This is a genomic window from Oryzihumus sp., from assembly GCF_036391795.1.
Taxonomy (GTDB): Bacteria; Actinomycetota; Actinomycetes; order Actinomycetales; family Dermatophilaceae; genus Oryzihumus.
Genome location: NZ_DASVZH010000155.1, coordinates 17,290 through 29,765, shown reverse-complemented (window position 1 = coordinate 29,765; position 12,476 = coordinate 17,290). Strand labels below are relative to the sequence as shown.

At 72.3% G+C, this 12,476-nt stretch carries 14 protein-coding genes; 7 read left to right on the top strand and 7 right to left on the bottom strand.

Going from position 1 to position 12,476, the window contains the following annotated elements; genetic code table 11:
* Positions 1 to 24: 24 nt before the first annotated feature.
* Positions 25 to 1,176 carry an acyl-CoA dehydrogenase family protein gene (locus tag VF825_RS09230; RefSeq protein ID WP_331112462.1) on the bottom strand — a complete coding sequence of 384 codons (1,152 nt, stop codon included), beginning with the start codon at positions 1,174 to 1,176 and terminating at the stop codon, positions 25 to 27.
* Positions 1,177 to 1,232: 56 nt separating this feature from the next.
* Between VF825_RS09230 and VF825_RS09225 the strand changes: the two genes are divergently transcribed.
* Positions 1,233 to 1,808: a hypothetical protein gene (locus tag VF825_RS09225; protein ID WP_331112460.1), complete on the top strand. Its 576-nt coding sequence runs from the start codon at positions 1,233 to 1,235 to the stop codon at positions 1,806 to 1,808.
* Between the two features lie 14 nt (positions 1,809 to 1,822).
* On the opposite strand, the gene VF825_RS09220 is transcribed toward VF825_RS09225, so the two are convergent.
* A complete protein-coding gene (locus VF825_RS09220) occupies positions 1,823 to 3,067 on the bottom strand; it encodes an MFS transporter (RefSeq protein ID WP_331112458.1) in 1,245 nt (414 codons plus the stop codon).
* 80 nt (positions 3,068 to 3,147) lie between these two features.
* On the opposite strand from VF825_RS09220, the gene VF825_RS09215 reads away from it, so the two are divergent.
* Both VF825_RS09215 and VF825_RS09210 read left to right on the top strand, forming a co-directional pair.
* Positions 3,148 to 3,657: a MarR family winged helix-turn-helix transcriptional regulator gene (locus VF825_RS09215; protein WP_331112456.1), complete on the top strand. Its 510-nt coding sequence runs from the start codon at positions 3,148 to 3,150 to the stop codon at positions 3,655 to 3,657.
* Between the two features lie 67 nt (positions 3,658 to 3,724).
* Positions 3,725 to 4,381 (top strand): DUF421 domain-containing protein, encoded by a 657-nt coding sequence (locus VF825_RS09210; RefSeq protein ID WP_331112454.1) that lies wholly within the window; start codon positions 3,725 to 3,727, stop codon positions 4,379 to 4,381.
* Here the strand turns inward: VF825_RS09210 and VF825_RS09205 are convergent.
* The 3 genes from VF825_RS09205 to VF825_RS09195 form a co-directional block, all read right to left on the bottom strand.
* Positions 4,328 to 5,110 carry an SGNH/GDSL hydrolase family protein gene (locus tag VF825_RS09205; protein ID WP_331112452.1) on the bottom strand — a complete coding sequence of 261 codons (783 nt, stop codon included), beginning with the start codon at positions 5,108 to 5,110 and terminating at the stop codon, positions 4,328 to 4,330. The genes VF825_RS09210 and VF825_RS09205 overlap by 54 nt on opposite strands.
* A complete protein-coding gene (locus VF825_RS09200) occupies positions 5,107 to 5,796 on the bottom strand; it encodes a uracil-DNA glycosylase (protein ID WP_414695811.1) in 690 nt (229 codons plus the stop codon). Before VF825_RS09200 ends, VF825_RS09205 begins: the two co-directional genes overlap by 4 nt.
* 76 nt (positions 5,797 to 5,872) lie before the next feature.
* Positions 5,873 to 6,667 (bottom strand): MBL fold metallo-hydrolase, encoded by a 795-nt coding sequence (locus VF825_RS09195; protein ID WP_331112448.1) that lies wholly within the window; start codon positions 6,665 to 6,667, stop codon positions 5,873 to 5,875.
* A gap of 150 nt (positions 6,668 to 6,817) precedes the next feature.
* On the opposite strand from VF825_RS09195, the gene VF825_RS09190 reads away from it, so the two are divergent.
* The 4 genes from VF825_RS09190 (at position 6,818) to groL (ending at position 10,940) form a co-directional block, all read left to right on the top strand.
* A complete protein-coding gene (locus VF825_RS09190) occupies positions 6,818 to 8,179 on the top strand; it encodes a pyridoxal phosphate-dependent decarboxylase family protein (protein WP_331112446.1) in 1,362 nt (453 codons plus the stop codon).
* A gap of 106 nt (positions 8,180 to 8,285) precedes the next feature.
* The gene (locus VF825_RS09185; RefSeq protein WP_141786931.1) at positions 8,286 to 8,573 is read left to right on the top strand and encodes a DUF3263 domain-containing protein; all 288 of its coding nucleotides are present in this window, start codon (positions 8,286 to 8,288) and stop codon (positions 8,571 to 8,573) included.
* Between the two features lie 82 nt (positions 8,574 to 8,655).
* The gene (locus VF825_RS09180; RefSeq protein ID WP_331112442.1) at positions 8,656 to 9,120 is read left to right on the top strand and encodes a hypothetical protein; all 465 of its coding nucleotides are present in this window, start codon (positions 8,656 to 8,658) and stop codon (positions 9,118 to 9,120) included.
* Positions 9,121 to 9,314: 194 nt separating this feature from the next.
* The gene (gene groL / locus VF825_RS09175; RefSeq protein WP_331112440.1) at positions 9,315 to 10,940 is read left to right on the top strand and encodes a chaperonin GroEL; all 1,626 of its coding nucleotides are present in this window, start codon (positions 9,315 to 9,317) and stop codon (positions 10,938 to 10,940) included.
* Between the two features lie 100 nt (positions 10,941 to 11,040).
* Here groL and VF825_RS09170 read toward each other — a convergent pair whose 3' ends face one another.
* Entirely contained in the window at positions 11,041 to 11,931 is an 891-nt protein-coding gene (locus VF825_RS09170) for a hypothetical protein (RefSeq protein ID WP_331112438.1), read from the bottom strand.
* On the bottom strand, positions 11,928 to 12,461 hold the full coding sequence (locus tag VF825_RS09165) for a SigE family RNA polymerase sigma factor (protein ID WP_331112436.1): 534 nt from the start codon (positions 12,459 to 12,461) through the stop codon (positions 11,928 to 11,930). The genes VF825_RS09170 and VF825_RS09165 overlap by 4 nt, the downstream gene beginning before the upstream one ends.
* Positions 12,462 to 12,476 lie beyond the last annotated feature (15 nt).

Genomic DNA, 12,476 nt, shown 5'->3' with positions numbered 1-12,476 from the left:
GCTGGGGGTGTCGGGGACGGGAGGTCAGCCGCGCAGCAGCTGACGGGCGATGACCAGGCGCTGGATCTGGTTGGTGCCCTCGAAGATCTGGGTCACCTTGGCCTCGCGCATGTAGCGCTCGACCGGGAAGTCCTGCGTGTAACCGTAGCCACCGAGGACCTGGACCGCATCGGTGGTGACCTTCATCGCGGCGTCGGTGCACACGAGCTTGGCGATCGCGGCCTGCTTGCTGAAGGGCCGGCCGGCGTCGCGAAGCCGTGCGGCGTGCAGGTAGGTCGCGCGGGCCGAGGTGACCGCGGCCTCCATGTCGGCCAGCAGGAACGACAGGCCCTGGAACTCGCTTATCGCCCGGCCGAACTGCTTTCGCTCGGACGCGTAGCCCGCCGCCACGTCCAGCGCCGCCTGAGCCAGGCCCGTCGCCGCCGCGGCGATCCCGAGCCGGCCGGAGTCCAGCGCGGACAGCGCGATCGACATGCCCATGCCCGGCTCGCCGACGAGGCGGCCGGCGTTGACGAAGGCGTCCTCGAAGTAGACCTGGCGCACCGTGTCGCAGGCCAGGCCCATCTTGCGCTCGGGCTCGCCGAAGCTCAGACCCTCGGTGCCGGCCGGCACGACGAAGCAGGACAGCCCCCTGCTCGGGTGGTCGCCGGTGCGGGCGAAGGTCGTGTAGAAGTCCGCGTGGCCGGCGTGGGAGATCCACGCCTTGGTGCCCTTGAGCCGGTATGCCGAGCCGTCACCGACCGGGTTGGCCCGGGTGGAGATCGCGGAGACGTCGGAGCCGGCCTGGGGCTCGGACAGGCAGTAGGCGCCCAGCATCGAGCCGCCGAGCATCTCAGGCAGCAGCTCGGCCTTCTGGGCGTCGGTGCCGAACTGGGCCACCGGGTAGCAGGTCAGCGAGTGGACGCTGACGCCGACGGCGACGCTCATCCAGGCCGTGGCGATCTCCTCGACGACCTGCAGGTAGACCTCGTAGGGCTGTCCGCCGCCGCCGACCTCCTCGGGGTAGGCCAGGGACAGCAGTCCGGCGTCGCCGAGCAGCCGGAACGTGTCGCGCGGGAACTCGGCCCTCGCCTCGGCGGCCGAGGCCTTCGGGGCGAGCTGCTCGGCGCAGATCTCGCGCGTGAGCTCGATGAGGTCCTGAGCTTCCTCGGTGGGCATGAGACGGTCTGCGGGCATGGCTGGAACGATACTTCACGCGATACGTCAGTATCGCTTTCCGTATGATCCGTGACATGCCCGCGACACTGACCGCCCGGCAGGGCGACCTGCTCGACCGGCTCACCGACCTGGTCGTGGCCGAGGGCTTCGCGCACCTGACCCTGGACGACCTCGCGGGGCGGCTGCGCTGCTCCAAGACCACGCTCTACGCGCTGGCCCCGAGCAAGGACCAGCTGGCGGTGCGCGTGGTCAACAACTTCTTCCGGCGCTCGACCACGTTCGTCGAGGCGCGGGTGGCGCAGCGCCGCGCGCCGCTGCGCCGGATCGAGGCCTACCTCGAGGCGGTCGCCGAGGCCCTGCGCCCCGCCTCGCGGCAGTTCATCGACGACATCGCCGGGTTCGAGCCGACCCGGGCGACGTACCGCGACAACGCCGTGGCGGCCGCCCGACGGGTGCGCGAGCTGGTCGACGAGGCCGCGGCCGAGAAGGCCGTGGCCCAGGTCGACGCGGCGTTCGTGGCCACGTGGGTGGGCGTGACGATCGAGGCGATCCAGCGTGGGGAGTTCGCCGAGCGCGCAGGGCTCGGCGACGCAGCGGCCTTCGAGGAGCTCGGCCGCCTGGTCAGCCGGGCGCTGGCCCGCCCCGTTTGAGCACTACTCGCCTGTCAGGCCGGGTCGGGCTCCACGGCCCTGGCCAGGGCGTGGGTCGAGTCGAGCCGCCGCACGCTGCCGGAGAGCAGGGGCGCGAAGCTCGACACGACGAACACCACTGCGGTGGCGGCCAGGGTGTGGCCCAGGCCGAAGGCGGCGGCCAGCGGCCCCGCCACCGCGTTGCCCGCAGGGATGCCGACGAACGAGGTGAGCTCATCCCAGGACGACACCCGGGCGAGCACCCCGTGCGGCACCTGGTCCTGCACGACCGTCTCCCAGCACGCGTTGAGGAACGCCAGCCCGAGCATGGCCACCACGGCGCTGGCGACCACGGCCCACAGGTGGTGCGCCGGCCAGGCGTAGGCGGCGGCGAACAGCCCGGTGAGCGCGAGCCCGGCGTTGGCGGCCAGGAGCGGCCGGCGCGGGCGCACGGCCATGGCCAGGAAGCCGCCGAGCACGCCGCCGATGCCGATCGAGCTGCCGATGACCCCCACGGCCGTGGCCCCGCCCAGCCGGTGGATCGCCACCACCGGCCCCAGCACGGCGAGCACGCCCCAGGCCGTGTTCCACACGCCGTGACCAAGGAGGTTCTTCCAGTACCAGTCCCGCGACCGGACCTCGGACCAGCCCGCGACCAGCTCGTGCCACAGCGGCCGCCGCGCTGCCCGGGTCGCCTGGACCCGCACCAGCGCCACGGTGACCGTGGAGACGACATAGGTGGCGGCGTTGGCGATGAAGGCCGCGGGCGCGCCGACGGTCGCCACGAGGATGCCGGCCAGGGCCGGCCCGGCGATGTTGGCCCCGCTCTGCAGCAGCCCCATGAACGCGTTCGCGGCGTGACGGTCGGCCTCGGGGACGACCAGTGGCTGGAGCGAGGCCAGGGCCGGCCGGAAGAAGGCGCCTGCTGCGCCGGTGACGACGTAGAGGGCGCACAGCGCGGCGGTGGAGGGGTGACCCTCGGCCAGCTCGGCGGCGAGCAGGAGCTGCGTGGCTGCCCGCACGAGGTCGCAGAGCACCATGAGCCGCTGCGGGCGCAGCCGGTCGGCCCAGACGCCGCCGAGGAGCATGAGCGCCATGCGCGTGGCCATGCCGGTGCCGATGACGATTCCCAGGTCGGAGGCGGTCCCGCCGCGCTGCACGATCGCCACTGCCAGCGCCACGGTCACCAGGGCGTCACCCAGCCAGGACAGCCCCTGGCCTGCGGCGAGGAGGCGGAACGGGGCTGAGCGCAGTGGCGCGAGGGCGGGGGCAAGGGCCATGCGGCCAATGTAGTTAGGCAGTAGATAGTTAGCAAGCTAATTATCAGATATCTGACTGTCAGGCCTGCAAGAATCGGCCCATGGCTCGCATCACCGACTCGGTCGACCAGCACGTGGAGCGCTGGCTCCCGGCACTGCCGCAGCTCGATGCCGAGGTGGAGGGCACGATCACCCGGATGCAGCGGCTGCTGTGGCTGCTGAAGCGGAGCAAGGTCCAGGCCTGGGCCACGCAGGGCGTGACGGACGCCGACGTCCAGACCGTGCACACCGTCATCTCCTGCGAGCTGTCAGGGGTGGAGGCCACCCCCGCGCTGCTGGCGGAGAAGTGCCAGGTGACCCGGGCCGGCATGACCAGCCGCCTGGACCGGCTCGAGACGGCAGGGCACCTGACCCGGCACCCCGACGCCGAGGACCGCCGGCGGGTGATCGTCCGCGTCACCCCCGCCGGCCGGACGATGTGGGAGACCGCCCTAGAGGTCGGCATCCGGCTCGAGGCCGAGATGCTCGACCACCTCAGCCCGCACCAGCGCACCCAGCTGAACCAGATCCTCCGCACGCTGCTCTCCGGCGTGGAGGCGCGACCGGACTGAGCCCGACGGCATACCGTGGCCGGCGGAGCGTCGCGGCCGGCGACGACCGGGCATGGAGGCGAGCAGCGTGGCTGGCAGTGCACTCATCGGCGGGGTCGTCCTCGCATCGGGCCAGAGCTCGATGTGGCAGGACATGTTCACGTTCCAGATCCCGCCGGCGGAGAAGGTCATCCGCACCGTCGTGGTCTACCTGTTCATCGGCGTGCTCATCCGGGTGGCGGGCAAGCGCATGATGGCCCAGCTCAACTCCTTCGACCTCGTGGTCGTGCTGCTCCTGAGCAACGTGGTCCAGAACGCGATCATCGGGCCGGACAACTCCCTCAGCGGCGGGTTGCTCGGCGCCGCGGTGCTGGTGCTGTTCAACGCCCTCATGGACCGGGTCGCGCTGCTCGGCCCGCGCTCGACCTGGCTGTTCCAGGGCAGCCCGACGGTGCTGGTCACCCACGGCAAGGTCGACGAGAAGGCGGTCCACCGGGTCGGGCTGCGGGACCACGAGATCATGAGCGCCCTGCACCATCAGGGCGCCGACGGCCCGAACGAGGTGCGCCGGGCAGCGCTCGAGCCGGGTGGCACGTGGAACATCGAGCTGATGCGCGACGAGCAGGCGGCCAGCCTCGGCGACCTGCGGCAGGCCGTGATCGACCTGCAGCGCCACATCGACGCCCGGTTGTCAGCCCTCGAACGGGGTGATGGTCGGCCGCTTGGCGGAGAGGGCATCTCCTGAGGACTGCCCGCGCAGCCGGCGCTGCACCCAGGGGGCGACGTACTCCCGGGCCCATCGCACGTTCTCCCGGAAGGAGTCGGCCCGGCCGATCGGCGGGGCCGGCGGCAGCGGGGTGGCCCACTCGGTGTCGTCCGGCTCGAAGCCCAGCGTGGTGAACGCGTTGAGCGCGACCCGGCGGTGCCCCTCGGTGGTCATGTGGATCCGGTCGGAGGCCCACAGGCGCCAGTCCCGGAGCGCGTGCATGCCCCACTGGTCGATGACGAAGGCCTCGTGTCGTCGCGCGATCGACCAGATGTGCGCGACGTAGGTGGCGGCCCGGCCCCGGGTCATCTTGACCAGCGGCGCCTCGCGCGGGTCCACCGGCGTGGCCATGAGCACGTCCGCGCCCGTCGCCCGGATCCGCGCGACCGCGTCCTCCAGCCGGGCGGCGAGGCCGTCGATGTCCGCGCGCGGGCGCAGGATGTCGTTGCCGCCGCCGACGATGCTGACCAGGTCGGGCCGCAGCGCCAGGGCCTCGTCCAGCTGCCGGCCGACGATGTCGTCGAGCAGCCGTCCGCGCACCGCGAGGTTGGCGTAGCCGAAGCCCTGCTCCTGCTTGCGGGCCTCCAGTGCCAGGTGCGCGGCGAGCCGGTCGGCCCATCCGATGTACGCGTTGTCGCGCGCCGGGTCGGGGTCGCTCATGCCCTCGGTGAACGAGTCGCCGATGGCCACGTAGCGGGACCAGGTCACGAGAGCCTCCAGTCGACGGGCCCGGCGCCCTGAGCGACGAGCAGCTCGTTGGCGCGGCTGAACGGCCGCGACCCGAAGAAACCGCCCCGGGCCGAGAGGGGCGAGGGGTGGGCGCTCTCGATCCGCGGCACCTGCCCCAGGGCCGGGCCGAGGTTCCGCGCGTCGCGGCCCCACAGGATCGCCACGAGCGGTCCGCCGCGCTCGACCAGCGCCTGGATCGCCTGGGCGGTCACGGTCTCCCAGCCCTTGCCGCGGTGGCTGCCCGCGGCGCCGGGGCGCACGGTCAGCACCCGGTTGAGCAGCAGCACCCCCTGGTCGGCCCAGGGGGACAGGTCGCCGTTGGGCGGGGTCGGCAGGCCCAGGTCGGTGCCCATCTCGGCATAGATGTTCTGCAGGCTGCGCGGCACCGGCCGCACGTCGGGGGCCACCGAGAAGGACAGGCCGACCGCGTGCCCGGGGGTGGGGTAGGGGTCCTGGCCCACGATGAGCACCTTGACCTCGTCGAGCGGACGGCTGAAGGCGCGCAGCACGTGCTGGCCGGCCGGCAGGTATCCGCGGCCGGAGGCCACCTCCGCGCGCAGGAAGTCCCCCAGCCGGGTCACCTCCGCGGAGACGGGCTGCAGCGCCTCGGCCCACGTGGGGTGGACCAGCTCGGTCAGGGGCTTGGCGACGGGCACGGTGGTCAATGTAGGTGACCCGATGGCCGGTCGCGGAGCCCGGTCCGGTCGGTCGGCCCGGTGAGTCGCCAGGTCAGAGGCCAGGTCAGTCGGCGTGGCTCGCGCCGAGGTGGCGGTAGCCGCGGTGGACCGCCACGGCCAGCCCCTCGGCCGGGAACGGCCACGGTCCCCGGGACAGGGCGTCGGCCTCGGGGACGTGCGCCGCGACGAGCAGGCGCAGGTGGTCGGCCACCTCGGTGACGTCACGGGCCTGCTGCGCGACGAAGGCGACGTCGACCACGTCGCCGTGGCCGGGCACGACGCTGGTCACCGGGTCGAGCAGGCTCGCGAGCCGCTCGAGCGTGGGCCCCCACTCCAGCGGCCAGCAGTCGGGGCCGAAGGACGGTGGGCCGGACTGCTCGACCAGGTCGCCGGCGTAGACGACGTCGGCGTCGGGCACCAGCAGGACCGCGTCCCCGTCGGTGTGCCCGCGGCCCAGGTGGCTGGCCTGCACCTCGCGGCCGCCGAGGTCGAGGCTCCACCGGTGGGCGAAGACGGTGTCGGGCACCACCTTCTCCTCCGTGGCCAGGGGCGCCTCGGGCTCGGGGCCGCCACGCTCCAGGGCCAGGGGCACCGCCGCGTGGGCTACCACCGGGCAGCCCGGGAACGCGGCGTTGCCGCCGACGTGGTCGAAGTGGGCGTGGGTGTTCATCACCGCGAGCACCGGCAGCGCGGACAGCTCGCGCACGTGGGCGGCCAGCTCTCGGCCCTGCGAGGCGTCCGCCCGGGTGTCGACCACCAGCAGGCCGTCGTCGCCGGCGACCACCCCGCTGGAGACGTCCCAGGGCGCGTAGCGGCGCACCCAGCAGCGGTCGCCCAGCTCGACCCAGTCGGTGCTCATGGCGCCAGCGTGGCAGCCGCCGACGTGGTGTCCAACCGACGATCGTCACGGGACTTCGGGCGCGGTTCCGGGCCCGGAACGGCACGATGATCGTCGCTCCGCGCCTTCGCGGTGCGGAGGCATCAGCGCAGGCCACCTAGACTCGCCGCCGTGCATGGCTTCGATGAGACGACCGAAGAGCTCGGTCAGGCGATCCTCAAGTACGCCGAGGAGCGGCTCAGGCTCGACCCGGTGCCGCTGGACGGCCCGCGGACCAGGGAACAGCTCGACGCGGTCGCCGGCGAGACGATCACCCCCGACGGCATGGGCGGCCTGGCCGCGCTGAAGCTGTTCGAGGACGACCTCGCCCCGGCGTGCATCTCCACCGACCACCCGCGCTACCTCTCCTTCATCCCGTGCGCCCCCACCGAGGCCGCGACGCTGTTCGACCTCGTCGTCGGCGCGTCCTCGATCTACGGCGGGTCGTGGCTGGAGGGTGCCGGCGCCGTGCACGCCGAGAACCAGGCGCTGCGCTGGATCGCCGACCTCGCCGGCCTGCCGCCGCAGGCCGGCGGGGTGTTCGTGCCCGGCGGGACCGTCGGCAACCTCTCCGCCCTGGTGGCGGCGCGCGCGACGGCGCGGGCACGGCATACCGGTGAGGGGCCGCGGCCCAACAAGGTGGCCGGCACCGTGGGAGCCCACTCCTCGATCAAGTCCGCCTGCGACGTCATGGACGCCGAGCTCGTCGGTGTCGAGGTCGACGGGCGGCAGCGGCTGACCGGCGACAACCTGCGCCGGGTGCTCGAGGCGGAGGGGCCGGAGCACTTCTTCGCCGTCGTCGCGACGAGCGGCACGACGAACTTCGGCATCGTCGACGACCTGGCCTCCGTGGCCGAAGTGTGCCGCGAGTACGGCATCTGGTTCCACGTCGACGGGGCCTACGGCGGGGCCGGGCTGGCGGCACCGAGCGTGCGTCACCTCTATGCCGGCATCGAGCACGCCGACTCCTTCATCGTCGACCCGCACAAGTGGCTGTTCGCGCCGTTCGACTGCTGTGCGCTGCTCTACCGCGAGCCGGCGCTGGCCCGGGCCGCGCACACGCAGAAGGCGTCCTACCTCGACGTGCTCACCGAGGCGCCGGAGTGGAACCCCACCGACTACGCGGTCGGCCTGACCCGGCGCGCCCGCGGCCTGCCGTTCTGGTTCTCCCTGGCCGCGCACGGCACCCGCGCCTACAGCGCCGCGGTCGAGCGCACGCTCGAGGTCACCCGCTTCGCCGCCGCCGAGATCGAGCGCCGCGACTACCTCCAGGCGCTGCGCGAGCCGGACCTGTCGGTGATCGTGTTCCGCCGGCTGGGCTGGTCCCCGGCCGACTACCACGCGTGGAGCGACCGGATCCTGGCCGAGGAGTTCGCCTTCGTGGTGCCGACGTCGCACGACGGTGAGACGGTGGCGCGGTTCGCCATCGTCAACCCGAACACCACCGAGGACGACATCGCCGCGATCCTGGACTCCATGGCGGACCCGGCATGAGCCTGCGACACCCCCGCACGGGCCCCGCCGGACCCGCCCGAGTGAATGACACTGCTGTGATTCGGCCGGTACGATGAACCCGCACGACGAGCCACGGGAGGGTCGCATGAGCGCCGCAGCAGAGGTCACCCCGACATCCGCCGAGGAGCTGAGCGAGCGGGACCGCGAGATCATCGCCTTCGAGCGCCAGTGGTGGAAGTACGCCGGCGCCAAGGAGCAGGCGATCAGGGAGCTGTTCGACATGAGCGCCACGCGCTACTACCAGGTGCTCAACGCCCTGATCGACAGCCCGGCCGCCCTCGAGGCCGACCCGATGCTCATCAAGCGTCTGCGCCGCCTGCGTGCGAGCCGCCAGCGGGCCCGCTCGGCCCGCCGCCTCGGCGTCCAGCTCTGACCACACCGACCGAGCCCGCCCGGCACGCCGCCCGGCGGGCTCTGTCATGCCCGGCCCTGCCTGTCGTGCAAGGGTGGTGGCCATGAGCGACGTCGTCGACTGGAGCACCCCCGAAGGCCTGCGAGCGGTCCGCGAGTCGCTCGCCGCGACGATCCCCGGCTGGACCGACCCCGCCGCGTATGCCGTGGGCATCGGTGCCGGGGCCGACTCCCGTGAGGTCGGCTTCCCGCACGTCAACGCCGGCGGCGCCCACCTGCTGCCCGCGGTCGTCCTCGCCAAGGTCATCGGGCACGAGGGCGGCACCGCGACCTACGACCTGACGGTCGACCAGCTGCGGACCGCGGCCGAGACCCTGGCCCCGGCGGAGGCCTGCACGGCGTACGACCACCCCAACCTGTGGGCCTGGCGGGACCTGCTGGAGCAGGTCGGTCCCGAGCCGGCCCTGACGCTGACGGCGGTGTTCGTGGGGGACCTCGACGACCCGGCGGCGTCCGAGGCCGACGCCGCGATGAGGGACGTCATGGAGCGGCCGTCCGCCGACCGCTGAGCGGACCCGGAGGGCATTTGCACTCGGTGGGGTCGAGTGCTAATCATTGGGTTAGCACTCTCATCCTGAGAGTGACAATCTCGACCGTCTGTCGAGGACCGGCGAACGCAGCGACGTGAGCTGCCGGACCCGGTCCGTCCGTCGCGGGCGTCCGGCGGTCACCCGAAGATTTTCGCGTGGGAGGAACCACCCGAATGGCCAAGATCATCGCTTTCGATGAGGAGGCTCGCCGCGGTCTCGAGCGGGGTATGAACACCCTCGCCGACGCCGTCAAGGTGACCCTCGGTCCCAAGGGCCGCAACGTCGTGCTGGAGAAGAAGTGGGGCGCCCCCACGATCACCAACGACGGTGTCAGCATCGCCAAGGAGATCGAGCTCGAGGAGCCGTACGAGAAGATCGGCGCCGAGCTCGTCAAGGAAGTTGCCAAGAAGACCGACGACGTCGCTGGTGACGGCACCACGACCGCCACGGTCCTGGCCCAGGCGCTGGTGCGCGAGGGTCTGCGCAACGTCGCCGCCGGCGCCAACCCGATGGCCCTCAAGCGCGGCATCGAGAAGGCCGTCGAGGCCGTCTCCGCCCAGCTGCTGACGATGGCCAAGGACGTCGAGACCAAGGAGCAGATCGCCTCCACCGCCTCGATCTCCGCCGCTGACCCCCAGATCGGCGAGATGATCGCCGAGGCCATGGACAAGGTCGGCAAGGAAGGCGTCATCACCGTCGAGGAGAGCAACACCTTCGGCCTCGAGCTCGAGCTCACCGAGGGCATGCGCTTCGACAAGGGCTACATCAGCCCCTACTTCGTGACCGACACCGAGCGCATGGAGACCGTGCTCGAGGACCCCTACGTCCTCGTGCTCAACTCCAAGATCAGCAACGTCAAGGACCTGCTGCCGCTGCTCGAGAAGGTCATGCAGTCCGGCAAGCCGCTGGCGATCATCGCCGAGGACGTCGAGGGCGAGGCCCTGGCCACGCTGATCGTCAACAAGATCCGTGGCACCTTCAAGTCCGTCGCCGTCAAGGCCCCGGGCTTCGGTGACCGCCGCAAGGCCATGCTGCAGGACATCGCGATCCTGACCGGTGGCCAGGTCATCTCCGAGGAGGTCGGCCTCAAGCTCGAGAACGCCGGTCTGGACCTGCTGGGCACCGCCCGCAAGGTCGTCGTCACCAAGGACGAGACCACCCTCGTCGAGGGCTCGGGCGACTCCGACCAGATCCAGGGCCGGGTCAACCAGATCCGCGCCGAGATCGAGAAGTCGGACTCCGACTACGACCGCGAGAAGCTCCAGGAGCGCCTCGCCAAGCTCGCCGGCGGCGTGGCCGTCATCAAGGCGGGTGCGGCCACCGAGGTCGAGCTCAAGGAGCGCAAGCACCGCATCGAGGACGCCGTCCGCAACGCGAAGGCTGCCGTCGAGGAGGGCATCGTCGCCGGTGGTGGCGTGGCCCTGCTGCAGGCCACCGACGCCGCGTTCGAGAAGCTCGAGCTCGAGGGTGACGAGGCCACCGGCGCCAACATCGTGCGCGTGGCGGCCGAGGCCCCGCTCAAGCAGATCGCGATCAACGCCGGTCTCGAGGGTGGCGTCGTGGCGGAGAAGGTGCGCAACCTGCCTTCCGGCCACGGCCTCAACGCCGCCAACGGCGAGTACGTCGACCTGATCGCCGAGGGCATCATCGACCCGGCCAAGGTCACGCGTTCGGCCCTGCAGAACGCCGCCTCCATCGCGGCGCTGTTCCTCACCACTGAGGCCGTCATCGCCGACAAGCCCGAGAAGGCAGCCCCGGCTGCCCCGGGTGGCGGCGACATGGGTGGCATGGACTTCTGATCCTCACGGGTCAGCAGGTCTGAGCAACGCTCGAGAGGGCGGCTCCCCCGCGAGGGGGAGCCGCCCTCTGCGGTGCGGCGGCCGCCTGCCGGGCGCGCCGTCAGTGGCCGAGGATGCGCATCCCCTGGGGCTGGACCCGGATCGTCACCCCGTCGGGGCCGGTCAGGGTGACCGGCGTCTGCTCCGATCCGCCGGGGATGCCGCCCGGGAAGTACTGCTGCCACTCCGGGCCGCTCCAGGCGCCGTCGGGCCCGGAGTTGAACCGCGACCGGTCCGGGGACGGGTAGACCATGACCTCCCACGTGCTTCGCAGCAGGTCGAAGTGACCCACCATCGAGTCCGGCAGGACCTGGTCACCCCTGCGCGCCACCCAGACGCCCCGCGCCGTGACCTTCAGGGCCTGGGGCACCAGCGCCGGCAGCGGGAACGCCCGCACGATCCGGGTGCGGGTCGGGTCCATCAGGAGCAGCTCGCCGTAGTCGAGCGGCGCGATGGTGCCGGGGTTCCTGCTGTCGACGGTCCCTGATGATGCCATCTGGAAGGACGGCTGCATCCGCTCCGCCGTGGCCTCGGGCAGCCGCGACACCACCCACGCGCCGTCCGGGCCGTCCTGGACCATCAGCGGGTCGACCCGGTCGCGCACGCTCAGGGCCGCGATCTCGGGAAGCACATGGTCCCGGCGCGCATCCGTCGCCGACTGGCTCGGCCCCGTCGAGGCAGTCGGGGGAGGGGTGAACGGGGCGATCGGCGGCACCAGCGGCGGCGTGGACGGCACCGCCGGGCGGGAGACCTCGGGCCCGCGGTCGGTCAGCCGTGTAGCGGTCAGCCCGCCGGCCACCAGCACCACCGCGGTGAGGCCCGCCGCGACCGCCCGTTGCCGGCGTCGACGGGACTCCGAACGCTGCAGGACCCCTGGCAGGAGGTCGGTGTCGTGCACTCCGGTCGCGGCCTGACGCAGACCGTCCCGCAGCAGCTCCAGGCTCTCGGTCATGGCCGGCTCCTCTCGGGGGTCTGGTGGGTGTGCTCCAGCAACTCGGGTGCCACGACGCGCAGGCGGGCCAGGGACCGGGCGGTCTGGCTCTTGACGGTGCCCAGGGAACAGCCGAGCACGGCCGCCGTCTGCGCCTCGCTGAGGTCCTCGAAGAAGCGCAGCACGATGACGGCGCGCTGGCGCGGGGTCAGCCGCGCCAGCGCCTGCTCGACGGTGAGCCGCAGCGCCGTGCCGGAGCTGGGGTCTGCGCCGCGCGTCTCGGGCAGGTCGGCCACGGGTGACTCGGCAACCCGGCGCCGGCGCCACCAGCTGACCTGCAGGTGGTACATCACCTTGCGGGTGTAGGCCTCGGCGTTGCCGGTCTCCTCCAGGCGCCCCCACGCCCGGTGGGTCCGGGCCAGTGCGGTCTGGACGAGGTCCTCGGCCAGGTGCTGGTCGCCGGTGAGCAGGTAGCCCACGCGCAGCAGGGCCCGCGTCCGCCCCCGCACGAACGCCTCGAACTCGCCGTCGTCGCGGTCCTGTCCTGCCACGTGCCGTGCCCCCTT